The sequence below is a fragment of the Streptomyces sp. NPDC051020 genome (assembly GCF_040683105.1).
Taxonomy (GTDB): domain Bacteria; phylum Actinomycetota; class Actinomycetes; order Streptomycetales; family Streptomycetaceae; genus Streptomyces.
This window is the reverse complement of sequence record NZ_JBFBCG010000057.1, coordinates 33954-52082: the sequence shown is the minus strand read 5'-3', so window position 1 is coordinate 52082 and position 18129 is coordinate 33954. Positions and strand designations below refer to the sequence as shown.

Annotated in this window: 12 protein-coding genes, 3 pseudogenes and 1 riboswitch; of the genes and pseudogenes, 12 read left to right on the top strand and 3 right to left on the bottom strand. The window is 70.9% G+C overall.

Going from position 1 to position 18129, the window contains the following annotated elements; translation table 11 throughout:
• Window positions 1-189 precede the first annotated feature (189 nt).
• The 3 genes from AB0N06_RS27045 (at window position 190) to AB0N06_RS27035 (ending at window position 3375) form a co-directional block, all read left to right on the top strand.
• Window positions 190-1071 carry a hypothetical protein gene (locus AB0N06_RS27045; RefSeq protein WP_366137265.1) on the top strand — a complete coding sequence of 294 codons (882 nt, stop codon included), beginning with the start codon at window positions 190-192 and terminating at the stop codon, window positions 1069-1071.
• 183 nt (window positions 1072-1254) lie between these two features.
• Window positions 1255-1509 (top strand): type B 50S ribosomal protein L31, encoded by a 255-nt coding sequence (locus tag AB0N06_RS27040; RefSeq protein ID WP_366137264.1) that lies wholly within the window; start codon window positions 1255-1257, stop codon window positions 1507-1509.
• 903 nt (window positions 1510-2412) lie between these two features.
• On the top strand, window positions 2413-3375 hold the full coding sequence (locus AB0N06_RS27035) for a carbohydrate kinase (RefSeq protein WP_366137263.1): 963 nt from the start codon (window positions 2413-2415) through the stop codon (window positions 3373-3375).
• A gap of 68 nt (window positions 3376-3443) precedes the next feature.
• Here AB0N06_RS27035 and AB0N06_RS27030 read toward each other — a convergent pair whose 3' ends face one another.
• Window positions 3444-4745 carry a hypothetical protein gene (locus AB0N06_RS27030; protein WP_366137262.1) on the bottom strand — a complete coding sequence of 434 codons (1302 nt, stop codon included), beginning with the start codon at window positions 4743-4745 and terminating at the stop codon, window positions 3444-3446.
• Window positions 4746-5111: 366 nt separating this feature from the next.
• On the opposite strand from AB0N06_RS27030, the gene AB0N06_RS27025 reads away from it, so the two are divergent.
• The 7 genes and pseudogenes from AB0N06_RS27025 (at window position 5112) to AB0N06_RS26995 (ending at window position 13302) form a co-directional block, all read left to right on the top strand.
• Window positions 5112-6341, top strand: coding sequence for a beta-ketoacyl-[acyl-carrier-protein] synthase family protein (locus tag AB0N06_RS27025; protein ID WP_366137260.1), 1230 nt, complete (start codon window positions 5112-5114; stop codon window positions 6339-6341).
• Between the two features lie 75 nt (window positions 6342-6416).
• A pseudogene (locus AB0N06_RS27020) lies at window positions 6417-8452 on the top strand (acyl-CoA dehydrogenase).
• Between the two features lie 115 nt (window positions 8453-8567).
• A complete protein-coding gene (locus AB0N06_RS27015) occupies window positions 8568-8828 on the top strand; it encodes an acyl carrier protein (protein WP_358860222.1) in 261 nt (86 codons plus the stop codon).
• Window positions 8825-10048 (top strand): beta-ketoacyl-[acyl-carrier-protein] synthase family protein, encoded by a 1224-nt coding sequence (locus tag AB0N06_RS27010; protein ID WP_366137259.1) that lies wholly within the window; start codon window positions 8825-8827, stop codon window positions 10046-10048. The genes AB0N06_RS27015 and AB0N06_RS27010 overlap by 4 nt, the downstream gene beginning before the upstream one ends.
• A gap of 80 nt (window positions 10049-10128) precedes the next feature.
• A riboswitch (cobalamin riboswitch) is annotated at window positions 10129-10317 on the top strand.
• 62 nt (window positions 10318-10379) lie between these two features.
• Entirely contained in the window at window positions 10380-11420 is a 1041-nt protein-coding gene (locus AB0N06_RS27005; protein WP_366137272.1) for an ABC transporter substrate-binding protein, read from the top strand.
• A gap of 83 nt (window positions 11421-11503) precedes the next feature.
• Window positions 11504-12511 (top strand): iron chelate uptake ABC transporter family permease subunit, encoded by a 1008-nt coding sequence (locus AB0N06_RS27000; RefSeq protein WP_366137270.1) that lies wholly within the window; start codon window positions 11504-11506, stop codon window positions 12509-12511.
• Window positions 12508-13302, top strand: coding sequence for an ABC transporter ATP-binding protein (locus tag AB0N06_RS26995; RefSeq protein WP_366137258.1), 795 nt, complete (start codon window positions 12508-12510; stop codon window positions 13300-13302). Before AB0N06_RS27000 ends, AB0N06_RS26995 begins: the two co-directional genes overlap by 4 nt.
• A gap of 103 nt (window positions 13303-13405) precedes the next feature.
• On the opposite strand, the pseudogene AB0N06_RS26990 reads toward AB0N06_RS26995, so the two are convergent.
• Window positions 13406-13726 (bottom strand): annotated as a pseudogene (locus tag AB0N06_RS26990) (PRC-barrel domain-containing protein); the annotation flags it as partial.
• 553 nt (window positions 13727-14279) lie between these two features.
• Here AB0N06_RS26990 and AB0N06_RS26985 point away from each other — a divergent pair.
• Window positions 14280-15515 (top strand): cytochrome P450, encoded by a 1236-nt coding sequence (locus AB0N06_RS26985; RefSeq protein ID WP_366137269.1) that lies wholly within the window; start codon window positions 14280-14282, stop codon window positions 15513-15515.
• A gap of 106 nt (window positions 15516-15621) precedes the next feature.
• On the opposite strand, the pseudogene AB0N06_RS26980 reads toward AB0N06_RS26985, so the two are convergent.
• A pseudogene (locus tag AB0N06_RS26980) lies at window positions 15622-16050 on the bottom strand (hypothetical protein); the annotation flags it as partial.
• A gap of 565 nt (window positions 16051-16615) precedes the next feature.
• On the opposite strand from AB0N06_RS26980, the gene AB0N06_RS26975 reads away from it, so the two are divergent.
• The gene (locus AB0N06_RS26975; RefSeq protein WP_366137257.1) at window positions 16616-18094 is read left to right on the top strand and encodes a sugar transferase; all 1479 of its coding nucleotides are present in this window, start codon (window positions 16616-16618) and stop codon (window positions 18092-18094) included.
• Window positions 18095-18129: the final 35 nt, after the last annotated feature.

Sequence of the window (18129 nt, the reverse complement as noted above, 5' to 3'; positions counted from 1 at the left end):
GGGGCCCCTCCCATGCCTTTCGGGCTATGGGGGAGTCGTCGACCGACGACAACGCCGCCAGGCGCCGCCCATCGGCACGCGACGCCGCCCCACCTCTGTGCGCGGCCTCTCACGCGCACGGGAACCGTCGCACCGCCCGGCACGTCCGACGGGCAAGCAGCGAGGGCCGAGGCCGGACAGGGGCGGGGCATGAACAGAGGCAGAGCGGGCGGTACGGTCGTGGTGATCCTGGTGACTGCGCTGTCGGTGGTGGCGTGCGGCGGGGGTGCCTCCGAGGATCTCGTGATCAAGGGGAGCCCACCGGCCGCGCCCTACAGCGGCCCGCTCGACGTACCGCATCCGAACGTCGAAGCCGACACCCCGCAGGCGAGGAAGACGGAATCGGGAGCCGCCGGCCGCGCTCTGGAATGCGCGGGGGACATTTACTCCGGCGGCAGCAGTGAACCCTGGAGCAAGGGCGACGGCGGGGCGACGCCCGAGGAAGGGCTGAAGCTGTATTTCGAGATCGAGCAGCCCGATCTGCCGCAGTACGGCTATCGCGTGGAACGCGAGGAGGCGGACCGGGTCCTGTACTCGTTCGACGTGGACCGCAGGACGAAGATCGCCGTTGTCGTCGCCAAGGACCGCAAGGGGCGCCCGGGCTGGGGTCCGGAGACCGCCGCCTTGTGCGACCCGGCGGAGCTGCCGTCGAGCTACACGGACAAGCAGCCGTACCGGGTCTGGACCGACAAGGACGGCCACCGGGTGCCCGTGTCCGAGCTGAACAGCTGGGCCGGCGAGGCGCACTGCGACTGGCAGGAGGCGAACTTCCTTGAATGGGGCGCGGGTTCGGGGGAGGGATCGGCCGACCGGAAGGTCTACGCGCGTGACCCGAAGGGCGTACTCCCGTCCGGGATGCTCACCTCGGCGTACGACGGGGACGTGACGATGCCCGCCGGTGCGCGGTCCACGGGCTACCACCTGGACGACTGGGAACTGTGGCTGACGGACGACCTGTCCAGGGCCTATGTCCGCACCCCGGACGGGGTGGAGGCGTGGCCCGCCATGAAGCAGCACATGGGATGCCGGTGACCTGTCCGGCCTGCCGGGCACCATGGTGGGCCCGAGGGCCCGCCCCGGGGCGCCGGACGGGCCCCGCACGGCGCCGGGGGCACGACACCGCCCCCCCGTACGGACCGTCTGCGGTCGCGCCCACCGGCTTCGTTCGCGAGGCTGGGCTGAGCCGAGCCCGTACGAACGTCCCCAGGAGCAGGCATGCAGCAGGACAAGCACCCGTCCTACCATTCCGTCGTCTTCCGCGACCGCTCCGCGGGCTACGCCTTCCTGACCCGGTCCACAGCGTCCAGCGAGCAGACCATCCAGTGGGACGACGGGGAGACCTATCCCGTCATCGACGTGGAGATCTCCGCCGAGAGCCACCCCTTCTTCACCGGCAAGGCCCGGGTCGTCGACACCGAGGGGCAGGTCGCCAAGTTCGAGCGCCGGTACGGGGAGGGAGAGCGCCCGTAAGCCCGGCCGGCAATTGGGGGGCGGCGTCACGGGGCTGGGGCACGCACCTCGCGGCGTTGTCGTCCATCACCATGGCTCCGCCATGGCTCAATCCTCCGCCTTGCGATGCACGCACCCCAGCCCCGCTCCCTTCACCCACCCCCCAATTGCCGGCCGGTCTAAGCCCACTGACCGCGCACTGCCCCCAAGTCTTCCGCCGCACCCTGGGCGCGGTGGAAGACGCCTGACTGAAGCGCCTACTCCCCGTGAGGACTTCGCCGCCTTCACCCGGAATTTCAACCGGTTCGCCCCCGGGCAGATCGCGGCGCCCCTGACCGCCCAGGCGATCTTCGAGCCGATGCTCGCTACAACCCGGCCAAGGGCAAGACAACGCCGTGGCCGGCCACCTGCTGGGAGCCCCCCGAACCCAGTGGGCACGGGCCCGTACACCAAGGCCGCCAACTTCCAGAGCCAGTCGTACAAGCTCCCCGGGAATCCGAGTGCTAGTGCCCCTCCCGGCAAGCTTTGCCCCGTCGCACCGCCCAGCACGCCCGTTCGCCGCGTTGGCCAAAAGCCCTGGTAGCTCCTTCCCCAAGCTCTCAGCTTCGTTCGAGCAGGGGAGACCCCACCCAAGGACTTCCGGCCGCCTTACGACCGCACGCACTGGACGACGCTCCTCACAGGGCAAACATTGCCGGTCACGGCACTGGCAGCCGAAGAAGCAGCAGATCGCCGGGATCGGGGTGCTCGGCTTCTCCGGGAACGACAGCGCCAACCTGGCGTTCGTGAACGGCGAGACGTCGCTCTTCCGACCATCGACATGACCGACACCCGGCGTGCGCCGGGCAGGATCGGACTCCATGTGTTCGGTGGCGGCGCCTACCAGGACACGTACGTACGCGCACTCGAGGAGAGATCCCACCTATGCCCGAAACGGTCGACACCCACGGCTCACCCGGCTCGCCCGGCTTTCTGGTCATCGGCGAATGCGTCGCCGACATCGTCCGGTTGCCGGGCGAGGACGACCGCGTCCACCCCGGCGGCAGCCCGGCCAACGTCGCGTACGGACTCGCCAGACTCGGCCGGCCCAGCACCCTGCTCACCCAGCTCGGCCCGGATGCCGAGGGCCGGCTGATCGCGGCCCATCTGGCGTCCGCCGGAGTCGTGGTGCTCACCGACGGCTCCACCGGGCCCACCCCGTCCGCCTCGGTGGCGCTGGACGCGGCCGGCCAGGCCGCGTACACCTTCGCCATCACGTGGACGCTCTCCCCGGTGGAACCGGAGCGGCCGCCGCACCATGTGCACACCGGCTCGATCGCGACGGTCATGGAGCCCGGCGCTGCCACCGTCCTCGCCGCCGTGGAGTCACTGCGTGGCGCGGCGACCGTCAGCTACGACCCCAATGTGCGGGCGGCCCTGATGGGCGACCACGACGCAGCCGTCCGCCGGGTGGAGCGCTGTGTCGCACTGAGTGATGTGGTCAAGGCCAGCGACGAGGACCTGGCATGGCTGTACCCGGGGCAGTCCCCGGAGTCCGTCGCCGCGCGCTGGCTCGGCACGGGCGGCCCCGCCCTCGTCCTGGTCACCCGAGGGGCGGACGGCGCGCTTGGTTTCACTCCGGGCGCGCGGGCCACGGTCGACGCGCCCCGTGTCAAGGTCGTGGACACGGTGGGGGCGGGCGACGCGTTCATGTCGGGCACGCTGCATGCTCTCGCCGCGCACGGGCTGCTCGGCGCCGCAGGACGGGACGGACTGCGTGCAGTCGATCCGGAGACCGTCACCGATGTGCTGCACCACGCGGCTGTCTCCGCGGCGCTCACCGTCGCACGCGCCGGTGCCAATCCGCCCGACGAACCGGAGCTGCGTGCCGCGCTGACCCGCGCCTGAGCACGGCTGTGCCACCGGCTGCCCGACGGAGCTCCGTCGAGCGGCCAGTGGCACAGCGGGGCCTGCGGTCACGCGTGCGGTTCCGGGAGCATGTGCGGTGTGCTGTCGTTGTCGAGGAACTCCACGACCGCCAGGGCGAACAGCGCCGCCAGGGCGATCCACACCGTGACGAGCCCCGTCGGCCGGTCCCACACGAGCAGGACCGCCGCGGCGACCACGACGACCGTCCAGTTGAGCCACTGCTTCGCCCGGTGCACCCAGGCGCCGACCGGACCGCCGGTGATCCCGGCCGCGTCGCGCACGGCGCCGATGCCGCCGTTCCACATGGACTTGACCCGGGTGGCGGCGCGGCCTTCGCCGGAGAGCCAGGCGGCGAGCGCCACCACCGTGCCCAGCGTGACCACGAGCCGGACCACGGCGCGGAGCTGGACGACCAGGGCGTCGAAGACGGAACCGGCCGCCGGCTGCGACACCGAGTCCGGAAGACTGTCCAGATAGAAAGCGCGGAACACCCATACCGCCAGGCCCAGCACCGCACCGCCCACCGCGATCGCGAGGGCCGCCGTGACCAGCGCACGGCGTCGGCGCACCGCGAGCAGCACTCCGCCCGCAGCGAGCACCAGGGTCACCACCGGAAGCCAGAATCCGGCCAGTTGCAGCAGCCGGAACCCCTTCTTGGCCTTGCCGATCGCGTCGGACGTCAGCACGGTGAAGTCGGTGTGGATCTCGGGGATCTTCGCGGCGATCGTCAGCCCGTGATCGACCAGGAGTTGCTTCACCCGGTCGATCACCGGGGCGAGATCGATGACAACCGTGTCGTTGGTCAGCTTCACGGCCCCGCCCCCACTGCCGGTCAGCGCCTTGACGGCCGCCGCGTGGGCGCCGCGGTTGAGGGCGACCCACACCTTCTCGAAGGCGTCCGAGGCCACGAACTTCTCCACGGTCCCGTGCACGAAGTTCGTCAGGCCCGTGGTCAGCGGGCCGCTCAGCCGTCCCAACGCCCTGTCGAGGACCGGCCGGTCCGCCGGGGCCACCTCGGCGAGCAGCGCGTGGACATCCAGATGTGTCATCACGGCATCGGTGACCCGGTTCGTCAGCGCTGCCTGCACGTCGGGGTCCGACGCCAGCGGCTTCATCATCGCCACATAGCGGTCGGTGTCGCTGACATCGTTCTTGGCCCAGACGGCGACGGCGCTCAGCGGCGTGAGGACGGCGGCGACGAGGATCAGCAGCACGGCGAAGACCGAGCGGATGTGGGGCCGGGACCGCACGGGCGTGCGCGCCTCCAGCTGCGTCACCCGCGCGCGTAGTGAGTCCAGTTCGTCGTTGGCTGAGTGAGGCTGTGACTCGTCGTGGTCCGCTGATGCCATGACCCCAGGGGATGCCCTGCGCGTCGGGGCAGCACGGCGAGTTGCTCCGTACAGGTGAGCCGGGGGCGCGTGGCGGGCGTGAGCCGTTCGTGCTCGCGGGCTCCGCGCGCCCCCGTTCGGCCCAGTGAGCGCATCCTCACCGGGGTGACGGCCGTTCGCCAGCCGGTGGGTCTGATGGGTTGCGGGGGCCGGAGCAGTGAGCGCCGAGGGGATACGTACTCGACGGCGGGGCGCAACCGGATCGGGGGCGGGTACGGGGCAGCGGAATCACCGCCTTCGGGTGCGGTCCGGCCTGGGCTTCCGCCGTACTTCGCCGGCCAGGAACCCGCACGGACCACGCACAGTGCGCGACGGAAGGAATGGCACATGACACAGGCTGACACCGGGGTCGCGGTGACGGGAGTGGGGCTGGTGACCCCCGCAGGCGCCGATGAACACGCCTTCTGGGCGGGGCTGTGCGCGGGACACTCCGTGGCGCGGCGCTGTGACGAACTGGGCGGCCTGTCGGTCGACTTCGCCTGCCCGGTCGACGGACTCGACCTGGACGCGGCGGTGGGCGGGCGCTCGGCGTGGCGGATGGCACGGTTTGTGAAACTGGCCCTGATTGCCGCCCGGCAGGCCGTCGCGGACGCCGGACTCTCCCCGGCTGACTGGGACGGGAGCAGGGTCGGCGTGGTGCTCGGCGTCGGTGTGGGCGGTGTCTCCGTCCTCGTCGACAACCTTCGCAGGCTCGACGGCACAGGACCTGAGGCTGTCTCCCCGCTGCTGGTGCCGATGATGATCCCGAACGCGGCGGCCGGGGAGCTCGCCATCGCGCTGAGCGCCCAGGGGCCCAGCCTGGCGCCCGCCACCGCCTGCGCGTCCGGGGCGACCGCGATCGCCGTCGCCCGTGACCTGCTGACGAGGGGGCGATGCGATGTCGTCGTGGCGGGAGGTGCGGAGTCCGCGCTGACCCCGCTCGTGGTGGCGGCTTTCGCGAAGATGGGGGCGCTCTCCACCCGCACTGGCGATCCGGCGGGCGCGTCGCGACCATTCGCCACGGACCGGGACGGGTTCGTCATCGGGGAGGGTGCCGCCGTGCTCGTGCTGGAGCGGACCGCTGACGCGTGCGCGCGCGGCGGACATCCGCGTGCGCTGCTGACCGGCGTGGGTTCCAGTACGGATGCCCACCACCCCACTGCCCCGACACCCGACGGGCGCGGTGCGCAGCGGGCGGTGGAGGCGGCGCTGCATGAGGCAGGCTGGGCGCCCCACGAGGTCGACCACATCAACGCGCACGGCACATCCACTTTGTTGAACGACGCGATGGAGATCGCGCTCATCTCCCGGCTCTTCCCGCACCGGCCCTCGGTCACCGCTCCGAAGGGCGTGGTCGGACACACCCTTGCCGCCTCCGGGGCGATCGAGGCGGTGGCGACCGTACTGACCCTGGAGCAGGGCATCGTGCCGCCGATCGCCAACCTGGATGCGTTGCCGGACGGGTTCGCCCTCGACTGCGTGACCAAGGAGCCGCGCCGGCAGTCCGTCGAGCGCGCCGTCAGCCACTCCTTCGGCTTCGGCGGACACAACGTCGCTCTCGCCTTCCAGCGTGTCTGACCGGTCGGACCGCCCGCAGGTCCCGGTGGGAGCGGCGAGGTGTGTCCTCGCCGTTCCTTCATCGTTCTCCTGTTCATGACCGCAACGATCGACAGCACCACAGTCCACGGCACTGCCGACTTGTTGAGAGGCGTCCTCTTCGGCGTCAACTTCCTTCAGGAGCACGGCTCCTGGCGTCGGCTGATCTCTACGGAACCGTTCCGCCGCCCGGCCGGCCGCAGTGCCGACGAGCGTCTTGCCCTGACGTACGAACGCCTGAGGGTCCTCAACAGCGCGCTTGACAGCGCAGCAGGGCCCGCCGCCGACCCCCGCGCCCTCGCCGCCCTGCACGAGTGGCTCGGCCCGGTCGATCCGGCGCTCACCACCGTTGCGGGCATCCACTACAACCTCTTCCTCGGCAGCCTCCTCGACCACGCCGGCGACAACCGCCGTGATCTGTCGGACTTCCTCCGGTTGCGGCGCATCGGCACGTTCCTCTGTACGGAGGTGGCGCACGGCAATGACGCGGTGGCCATGGAGACCACGGCGACGTACGACCGTGCACGCGACGGGTTCGTGCTGCACACCCCGCACGCCGGGGCACAGAAGTTCATGCCCAACACCAGTCCGGCCGGCGGCCCCAAGGCCGGACTGGTTGCGGCGCGCCTGCTCGCCGACGGCGCCGACCACGGCGTCTTTCTCTTCCTGGTGCCGCTCACCGACGACACGCACGCACTCCCGGGGGTACGCGTCCGCAGGCTGCCGGCGCGCCTGGGCAGCCCCGTCGACCACTGTCTGACCTCCTTCGACCGGGTCTTCGTGGGGCGTGACGCACTGCTCAGCGGTGAGCACGGACGGGTCGGCGACGACGGGGAGTTCAGCAGCGTTCTGCCCAACCGCAGGCGTCGCTTCCTCACCTCGATCGCACGCGTCACGGTCGGCAAGATTTCCATGAGCGCCTGCGCGGTCGGCTCCGCGCGCGCGACGCTTGCCGTCGCCGTGCGCTACGGGAGCCATCGGCACATCTCCGGGCCGCGCGCCACGGAACGGGTGCGGGTGATCGCCCACCGCAGCCATCACGGCCCGCTCGCCGAGGCCATGGCCACGGTGTTCGCGATGAGCCTGCTGCATCGCAGGGCCCTCGACCGCTGGGAGAAACAGCTCGGGACCGGCACGGAGACGGGACGGGCCGAGGCGGAGCGGCTGGTCGCCGTCGCGAAGGGGTGGATCACCTGGCAGGCCCGTGCCGTTGTCGTCGAGTGCCGCGAACGATGCGGAGCACAGGCGCTGTTGGAGAACAACGGCATGACCGAGCTGATCACCGGCGTGGAGGCGGTGATCACCGCCGAGGGCGACAACCTGGCCATCCACGCCAAGGCCGCCGCAGAAATGCTCTTCGCCACCTCACCGTCCGTGGACGGCGGCACCTCGGGCCGGGCGACCGGAGAGCTCGCCGACCCCCGGTTCCTGGGGTGGCTGCATGCGCAGGTGGAGGCCATCTGGTTCGCCCGCGCCAGGGAGCGGATGAGCAGTGCACCGCACAGTGACCCGCTGGCGCGGTGGAACGCGGCGTCCGGGCCCGCCCTGCGGGGCGTCGAGGCGCACGCCCGCCGACACGCGGCCGAGGCGTACGCGGAGGCCGTCGCAGAACTGCCCGTAGGCCCTGGCCGCGAGAGGCTGGCCGAACTGGAGCGGCTGTTCGCTCTCCAGTGGGTCGCCCGCAACAGCGGCGATCTGCTCGCCGCCGGCCATCTGACCGCCGATCAGGTCAAGGCCCTGCCGGACGCCGTCGAGCAGCTCATCGCCGCCGTCGCCGGGCATCTGCCCACCCTGATCGAGTCCTTCGCGCTGCCGGACGAGGTGCTCGCGGACTGGCCCATCGCCGGCGCGAACTATGTCGATGCGTACGACGATCCGGAGGCGTCCTGGCAGACCACCACCGGGGCGCAGGGGGAGCGGTGAAGGCTTCGGACGAGCGAACCGCCGGACAGCTGTGCAGGGTACGGGACGCGGTCGGGGCCCTTGGAGTCCGGGCCGTTCTGCTGGCGTACTGGGGCACCACATCCGTCCTTTCCCGGCGCTGTGCGAAGCCACGGGTGATCGTTGGCGAATCGGTTCGCCGCAAGGCGTAACCGGCAGATCGGGAGTCAGTTACTTCGGCATCGGGACCGTGCGTTCCACCGTCCCGGGAATCGGTAGAACCTGCATGAAATGCGCGACCTGCACGACCTAGCGAAGAGGAAGATCATGAGCGCGATCCACCCCCAGATCACCGACGTTCTCACGAACACCTTCAAGGTGCCGGCCGCCGAGATCCTTCCGGGTTCCACGATGGACAGCCTGGAGATGGACTCCCTCGCCGTCGCCGAGTTCGCCGTCATCATCAAGGAGACGCTGGGGGTCGAGGCCGACTCCGGCAAGCTCTACAAGGACGCCACCCTCGCCGACATCACGACGTTCATCGATGCCGTGGTGAGCGGCGACCCCGCGATGAGCAACGCCCGATGAACAGGCCTGCCGTCGCCGTCACCGGCCTGGGGATGATCACCCCGGTCGGCAACGACACCGACACCACCTGGCACGGGGTGTGCGCCGGGGTCTCACCGGCCCGCACCGTCCCCGAGCTCGAAGGCTGCGCGATCGACTTCGCGTGCACGGTCTCCGGTTTCGATCTGGACGACGCGGTCGGCGGCCGTGCGGCCTTCCGGATGGGGAGGTACGTCAAATTCGCCGTCCTCGCCGCGCGGGAAGCGGTCGCGGACGCCGGACTGGACCCGGCCGACTGGGACGGCAGCCGGGTCGCCGTGGTCGTCGGCACCAGCAGCGGAGGATCCGCGGGCCTGACCGAACAGGCCGTCGCCCTCGACCGGCGCGGGCCGGGGGCCACGTCGCCGGCGGGGATCCTCCTCACCATTCCGAACATGCCCGCGGCGGAGATCGCCATCCGGATGGGGGCGACCGGTCCCAGCCTGGCGCCGTGCACCGCCTGTTCCTCCGGGGTCACCGCGCTCTCCGTCGCCCGGGACCTGCTGGTCACCGGGCAATGCGACCTCGCCATCGCCGGAGCCACCGAGTCGATCGTCTTCCCGGTCGCCATGACCGGATTCGCGCGGTCCGGTGCCGCCGCCACGAGGGACGGCGACCCGGGCCGCCTCTGCCGGCCGTTCGCGGCTGATCGTGCCGGCCTGGTCATGGGCGAGGGCGCCGCCGTCATGGTGCTGGAACGGGCGGATGACGCACGGGCCCGGGCAGCGGTTCCGCGGGCGCTGCTCGCCGGGACAGGCGCCACCACCGACGCCCACCATCCCACCAGTCCGCACCCGTCCGGCGCCGTCGCCCGGGCCGCGGTAGAGGCCGCGCTGCGCGACGCGGACTGGGCGGCCGCGGACGTCGAACACGTCAACGCGCACGGCACGTCGACACCGCTGGGCGACGCCATCGAAGCCGCTCTCATCAGCCGGGCCTACCCGCACCGGCCACCCGTCACCGCCCCCAAGGGGGTACTGGGCCACTGCATGGGGGCCGCCGGAGCCATCGAGGCGGGGCTGACGATCCTCACGCTGCAGCGCGGGGTCGTACCGCCGATCGCCAACCTGGACGCCCCGGCGCCCGAGTTCGACATCGACTGCGTCACCCGACAGCCCCGCCACCGGCCCGTCCGGCGCGCCGTGAGCCACTCCTTCGGGTTCGGCGGCCACAACGCCGTGGTCGCCCTCCAGAGTCCGTAGGCAGGGGCAGACATGACGGTACGGTACGGCCGGGACGCCTTTGGCCCCACCGCACCGCCGACGAGCCGCGCGGGGCCGCGTGATAGCTTGCCGAAGCCAGTCAAACTCCACGTAGGGGTCAGGGAATCCGGTGCGAATCCGGAGCTGACGCGCAGCGGTGAGGGGGACGGGCGGGGCCACGGCCACTGGGACATCCACGGTTGTCCTGGGAAGGCGTCCCGTCCGAAGGAACCCGAGTCCGAAGACCTGCTGGCACCTGTCGCCCGGTACCGGGCGACAGCACTTCGTACAGTGGGCTCCGCGCATGGGCCCTGAGACGCAGAGGGACTCCGTGCCGTCCATAGCCAGCCCCGCCCGCACCGCCGCCCTGCTCCCGGCGGCACTCCTCCTGCTGACCGCGTGCGGCGGAGGGACCGACAACTCCGCGGCCAAGTCAGCTGGTGGCGAAGGCTATCCGGTGACGCTCAGGAACTGTGGTCGCACCGTCACCGTCGAAGCCGCACCGCACCACGCCGTCTCCGTCGACCAGGGATCGACGGAGATCCTGCTCTCCCTCGGCCTCGCCGACCGGCTGGCGGCCACAGCCACCTGGACCGACCCGGTGATGAAGGGGCTGGAGAAGGCCAACGCGAAGGTGCCACGCCTCTCGGAGAACCGGCCGTCGTCGGAGAAGGTCCTCGACCAGGAACCCGACTTCGTCAGCGCCTCGTTCGAATCGACCCTCGCCAAGGGCGGCGTCGCCCCCCGCGAACAGTTCGAGGAGCTCGGTGTCCCCACCTACGTGTCGCCCGCCGACTGCACCGGCAAGGACAACAGCGGCGGCGGCGACGGAGCGCGTACCGAAGCACTGACCATGGACAGCGTCTACGGCGAAGTGCGCGACCTGGCCGCCGTGTTCGGCGTTCAGCAGCGCGGCGACGAGCTCGTCGCCCGGCTGCGGGAGCGGGTGAAGAAGGCCACCGACGGCATCGACGCCTCCCACGCCACTCTCCTCTACTGGTTCTCCGACTCCAAGGCCCCGTACCTGGCTGGCTGTTGCGGTGCACCCGGCGTCATCACCAGGGAGCTCGGAGCGAAGAACGTCTTCGACGACACCCATGAGGAATGGCCGCAGATCAGCTGGGAGACCGTCGCCGACCGCAACCCCGACGTCCTGGTCATCGGCGATCTGACGCGCAGGGCACAGACCGCCGAGAGCGCCGCGAAGAAGATCGAGTTCCTGGAGTCCAATCCCGCGACGAAGAACATGGACGCCGTCAAGCACAAGCGGTACGTGCTGCTCAGCGGCCAGGCCATGAATCCGTCCATCCGGACGGTCGAGGGTCTGGAACAGGTCGCCGCCGGGTTGCGGACGTTCGGGCTCGCCGGGTGACGGACACCGAACGGGTCGCAGCGGTACGTACGGAGCAGGCACCCGGAACCGATGGGCACCGCAGGGCCGGTGGCGCACGGGGGCTGCGCGACGGTGTGCTGTGGACCACGGGCCTCGCCCTGCTCGCGCTGTCCGTCGCCATCGCCGTCACCATCGGCCCCGCCCGGATCTCCGTCGCCGACGTCTGGTCCGCGGTGGCCGCCCACCTCGGGGTGGGCGAATCGCGGCTCACCCCTGTCCGGGACGGCATCATCTGGAACCTGCGCATGCCCCGTACCCTGCTCGCCGCCGTGTGCGGCGCCGGACTCGCGGTGTGCGGCACGGTCATGCAGTCCCTGCTCCGCAATCCGCTCGCCGACCCGTTCGTCCTCGGCGTCTCCTCCGGGGCGTCGACGGGTGCCGTCGTGGTCGTCGTCCTCGGGGTGGGCGGGGGAGCGGTGTCGATCTCGACCGGGGCGTTCATCGGGGCACTCTGCTCGTTCGCCCTGGTGCTGCTGCTCAGTCATACCCTCGGCGGTACGACGGACCGGGTCGTCCTCTCCGGCGTCGCGGCCATGCAGCTGTTCTCCGCGCTGACCTCCTTCGTGGTGATGACCGCGGCCGACGCCGAGCAGACCCGAGGCGTGCTGTTCTGGTTGCTCGGCTCGCTCAGCGGGGTCGGCTGGACCGATGTGTGGGTCTGTTTCCCCGTGCTCGTCGTGACCCTGCTGATCTCGCTGGGCCACGCCCGAACGCTCGACGCCTTCGCCTTCGGTCAGGACGCGGCCGCCGCCCTGGGAGTCGATGTCGGCCGCACCCGGATCGTGCTGCTCTGCACGACCGCGCTGCTGACCGCCGCGCTCGTCAGCTCGGCGGGTGCCATCGGCTTCGTCGGGCTCGTGCTGCCGCATGCCGCCCGGGCGCTCACCGGCTCCGGGCACCGGCAGCTGCTGCCGGTCACCGCGCTGGCCGGGGCGGTGTTCCTCGTCTGGGTCGACACGCTCGCCCGGACCGTCCTCGATCCGCAGGAGGTGCCGGTGGGCGTCGTCACCGCCCTCATCGGCGTACCCGCGTTCGTTCTGGTCCTCTACCGAACCCGGAGGACCACATGACATCCATCGGTACCACCGCAGGTCTGCGTGCCCAGCGAGTCTCCCGCGAGGCGGGCGGCCGTCTTGTCCTCGACGGGGTCTCCCTCGTCTCTCCGCCCGGCGCGACCGTCGGACTCCTCGGCCCCAACGGGTCGGGCAAGTCCACGCTGCTCCGGGTGCTCGCGGGGGTCCTCGCGCCGGCGGCGGGCGTGGTGACGCTCGACGGCGAACCGCTCGCCGCGATCGGCCGGCGCACTGTCGCGCAGCGGGTCGCCGTGGTCGACCAGCATGCCGACACCCAGGTCGAGCTGCGCGTCCGGGACGTCGTGGGGCTCGGCCGCATTCCGCACCTCCGCGCCTGGTCGGCGCCCAACCGCGCGGACGAAGACGCGGTATGCGAGGCACTGGAACGCACGGGACTGGCCGAACGCAGCGACCAGGCCTGGCACACGCTCTCCGGGGGCGAGCGCCAGCGTGTCCAGATCGCCCGCGCACTGGCGCAGCAGCCGCGTGAACTGCTGCTGGACGAGCCGACGAACCATCTCGACATCCAGCACCAGCTGGAGCTGTTGTCCCTGGTCACCTCGCTGCCCGTCACCGGCGTCATCGCCCTGCACGACCTCAATCTGGCCGCGATGTTCTGCGACCGGATCGTCGTCATGAAGGAGGGGCGGGTGGTGGCCGCCGGCACCCCGGCGGACGTCATCACCGAGGAACTCATCTCGGATGTGTACCGGGTACGGTCGGTGGTCACCGAGGACGGCCCGGACGGGCGACCCTCGGTGCGGTTTCTGCCTGGACGGGCCCAGTAGCCGGGCATACGGAAGCAGAGCCGGAACCCGGCACGGTGCGGGCCCCTGGCCTGTCCGCTCCCCGGAGCCGCGCCTGCCCGGTCGCCAGGACCGGACGGACTCACCTGGTGAGGCCGTAGTGACGGTAGAGCTCCTCCTCCTCGGAGACGGAGAGATGGGCATCCGCGTCCACTCTCGGGGCACCTTTCACGCGGTCCTTCGGATGGGGAATGTGCAGATCGGAGCCCACCCGGCGAGCGCCGTCCAGGGGCACGAAATTCTCCTTCATACCGAACAGGCCGGTCTTCACCGTGATCCAGTCCGGTCTGCCGGTCGCGTCGTCGAGATACACCCGCCCCACGGTGCCGACCTTCTCGCCCCTGGGGTCGTACACTGTCAGGCCGTCGAGCTCCTTGGCATCCGTGAAACCGTCAGCGGCTCCCATGACCGGTTCCTCCTCGCCCGCGCGCGTGTCCTGTGGGCAGCTCCACCAGGGAAGGCACGTCCGGCTTCCATCGCGCCTCACCCGGATGGGCGATGCAACTTCCCGGCCCGGAACGATGGCCCCTCGCATCCGGGTCGGCAGCGTGCGATGCCGGTGGCGGGGCACAGCCCGACGTTGGACCGTTCGAGTGAGATCGTGACGGCGTGGAGGCGTACGCGGGCTTGCGCACGGGCGCCCCGGGCGGTCCGGCCGAACGGCGCTCCGGCCGCACCGCGGTCTCCGTGCCACGGGCATGCCGCCGCCTCGGCGAGCATGAGAGCGCGCCCATCAGCCCCATTCTGCCCGCCGGCGCAACACCTCCGCAGGAACCCGGCCATCGCCGCGTGGCGCCGCTGACCTGCTACCACCCCACCGTGCTATCGCACTTCGTATCCGTCGCGTCCGCCGTAGGATCTGCACCCTGCCCCGGCCGCCGCCGGTCAGGAGCCGAAGACCTTACAGGAGAGGCCCGTTGAACACCCCGCCGATAAATGAGCAGGCCGCCGCGCACCGCATGGACCCGGCCGGAGGGTGCCCGCACGCGGACAACGCGCGGCTGCTCGCCCGGGGCGCCGTGGCGTCCGTCGTGCTCCCCGGGGAGGTGCCGGGGATGGCGGTGCTCGGGCACGACGCGCTCAAGGAGTTCCTCGCCCACCCCGATGTCGCCAAGGGCGCAGCCCACTTCGCCGCGCTGGCCGAAGGACTGATCCCCGACGGCTGGCCACTGCGGACCTTCGCCACTGTGCAGGGCATGACCACCGCCGACGACGAGGACCACCGGCGGCTGCGCTCGCTGGTCAGCAAGGCGTTCACCACACGGCGGGTGGAGCAGCTCCGGCCGCGCATCGAAGTCCTCACCGCCGAACTGCTCGACCGTGTCGATGCCATGGCCGCCGAGGGGGACGGGACGGTGGACCTGCGCGCGGGGTTCGCGCTGCCGTTGCCACTGGGGGTCATCTGCGAGCTCCTCGGGGTGGACGAGCGGCACCAGGACCGACTCCACCATCTCTCGAACCAGATCGTCTCCACCGACATCGGACCCGCGGTGGCCATGGCCGCCAACCGGGAGCTGGTGGAACTGCTGAGCACCGTTGCAGCCGCCCGGGCCGAGCAGCCGGGCGACGACCTGATCAGCGCGCTGATCTCGGCCCGCGACGAGGGCGGTGACCGGCTCAGCCAGCAGGAACTCATCGGCACCCTGGTGCTGATGATCATCGCCGGTCACGAGACCACGCTGAACCTGATCGCCAACGCTGTGCGCGCCCTGTGCACCCACCGGGACCAGCTCGGCCTGGTCACCTCGGGCCGGGCGGGGTGGCCGGACGTGGTGGAGGAGACACTGCGCTGGGACAGCCCGGTCAGCTACTTCCCGTTCCGCTACCCGACCCGTGACCTGACCCTCGACGGGACCGTCATCCCGAAGGGTGCCCCCGTACTCGCCGGATACTCGGCCGCCGGACGCGATACCGCGGCGCACGGCCCGGACGCCGACCGCTTCGACGTCACTCGGCCGGCCAGGACGTCGGCGGCGCGTCACCTCTCCCTCGGGCACGGGCCGCACTACTGCCTGGGAGCGCCGCTCGCCCGGATGGAGGCGACGATCGCGCTGGAACAGCTGTTCCGCCGCTTCCCGGAACTCGAGGTGACCGTCCCCGACACGGAGCTGCCCCGCCACGCCAGCTTCGTCGGCAATGGCGTGCGCACCCTGCAGGTGCGGCTCCGGCCCGACACGGATACCGTCGCGGGCTGAGGCCCGGCACCGCATCGCACGGCACACCGCCGTGGCCCGGCAGCCGAGCTGCCGGGCCATTGCCACATCTGCGCCAACACGCCCCTGGTGCTCCAGTCGCAGTTCGCTATTCCTGCTGGTCAGGAGCATGTATCTGAGCGTACTTGGCTGACGTTCCGTCAGGTTGGGCGAGTTCGTGACCTTGCGTGCGCCGGTGGTAGTGGCAGCGGCGGGCCACTGCTTGGTGGCGGCGTCGCCATTGAGACCAGTGCAGTGCGTGGTCTATACGCCGACGGTGCGTCAGCGCGGCGCGGCCAACTGCCAGGAGCCCGCCGGATTTCTGCCACGGTGAGCGGGACCAGGGCGCCGGAACCGTTTCTGCTGCCCCCCTTTGCGTCACCGCGGCGGCCATGGCGGCGAGGTAGGCATGGGCGAGCATGGCCAGGGTGATGTGCCGGTACCAGCCCGGATAGCGGCGGACCTCGTACTGGTCCAGGCCGCACTCGTTCTTCGCCGCCTGGAAGGCTTCCTCGATCACCCACCGCGTCCCGGCGACAGGCACTCGGTACGGGTGGTGGGGCGGTAGGCCATGATGATCTGAACCTCGATTTATAACTTCCGCTCCCGCTGAACCATCGCCGCGCCTGCCGTGCAATGATCGGCGGCCGCCGGCGGGGAGGTAGAACCCTCTTTCTCCTTTCTCCGGGTAGCAGAAAGCCCGTTCGAGGCCGGGCGAGCGACGGCTGTTACAGAAATCCGCGCCTTTCTCGCAGGGGTGAGCCGTGGCGCGCGCGGGTTGACGTGGCGCCAGCAGTCAGTGATTGACGGGCGCCCGGGTAGTTGAATGCGTGCCAAGTGCATGCGTGTGTGACAGAAATGTCTGCATTTCGTAACACGCATATTGACGTCTGCCGCAAATCGGGTGATTGGGCCAAAGTGTGCGCTCTCGGCGTCACGCCGGGACCGATCAACGCTCGGGCCGCACGGTCCGGGCCTAGCCGGGATGTCATGCGGCCGGCGTGGGCCTCCCGAGGGGAGGAACAGTGCGGGGGCGTGGGCCTCCCGGGAGGAGGAACAGTGTTGGGCGAACGCGTCGAGCCACTGGGGACCTGGGGGGTTCTGTGTGGCAAGGGGGACTAGTCAGCCCGCTTTCGTCGGCGCGCGAGCGTCTGGCGAACGGCGCGATCAGCCAGCCCGCGATCGAATGGGAGCAGCGGTACTGCCGTGCCGTGATCACCAGCGATACCGTGGCCACCGCCTTCGTGGTGGCGGCCATCGGCAACTTCTTCGGGGCCCGGGACGCGGCCAACTGGCATGAGAAGTGGGGAATTCTCGCATTCGGCACCGAGCTGCTGGTGCTGGGGGCGCTTGCGGTGAGCCGGTCGTGGGCTCCGGCCGTACTCGGCCAGGGCGCCGAGGAATTCCGCCGGCTCGGACGCTCACTGTTCGCGGCGACCGTCGTACTGGCGCTCGGCGGGATCGCCCTCGCCTCGCGCAACATCAAGCTCTGGATCTTCGTCGCGATCCCCGCGATCGCGCTCATCACCATGACGGAGCGGTATCTGCTGCGCCTCTGGCTGCACAAACAGCGGAAGGAAGGACGGTGCCTGCGACCGGTGCTCGCTGCCGGGAGCCTGGCCACCGTCAGCGACCTGGTCACCCGAACCCGCAAGTTCCCGCACCTCGGCTGGCGGGTGGATGCGGTGTGCACGACGGACGGTCTCGGGCTCGACGGTGACCAACTGGACGGAGTGCCGGTCGTCGGCCGACTGGCGGATGTCGCGGGCCACGTCCACCGCGACGGCTACCATGTCGTCGCGGTCACACCGGACCCGCACTGGTCACCGGACCGGCTGCAGCGGCTGGCTTGGAACCTCGAAGGCAGCGACGCCGAGATGGTCGTGGCCCCCGTGCTGATGGAGGTGGCCGGTCCGCGGCTGCGCATCGACGCGGTGCTCGGGATCCCGCTGCTGCGGGTCAGCATGCCGACCTTCACCGGGGGCCGCCGGGCGGTCAAAGGGGTCGTCGACCGGATGGGCGCGGCGATCCTGCTGATCCTCTTCGCGCCGCTGATGGTGTTCGTCGGGCTGCTCGTGCTGGTGGGCAGTCGGGGTGGTGTGTTCTACCGCCAGCGCAGGGTCGGCAAGGACGGCCGCGAGTTCACCATTCTCAAGTTCCGCACCATGGTCGCCGGGGCTGACGGGGCACGTGCCGAGCTGGCCGACCGCAACGAGGGCGCCGGCCTGCTGTTCAAGCTCCGCCGGGATCCGCGGGTGACCCGGGTGGGAGCAGTGCTGCGCCGGTACTCGATGGACGAGCTCCCGCAGCTGTTCAACGTGCTCACCGGATCGATGTCGCTCGTCGGTCCGCGGCCTCCGTTGCCGGGGGAGTTCGCTGCGTACGGCCCGGACATCCGGCGGCGGCTGCTGGTCAAGCCCGGACTCACCGGCCTGTGGCAGATCAGCGGACGCAGCGACCTGGCGTGGGAGGAGGCGGTCCGGCTGGATCTGCGGTACGTGGAGGACTGGTCGCTCGCCCTGGACACAGTGATCTTGTGGAAGACGCTGCGTGCGGTGCTCTACGGGCAGGGGGCCTACTGATGCGCTGGGGTCGCCGTCCGGCCGACGCCCGGACC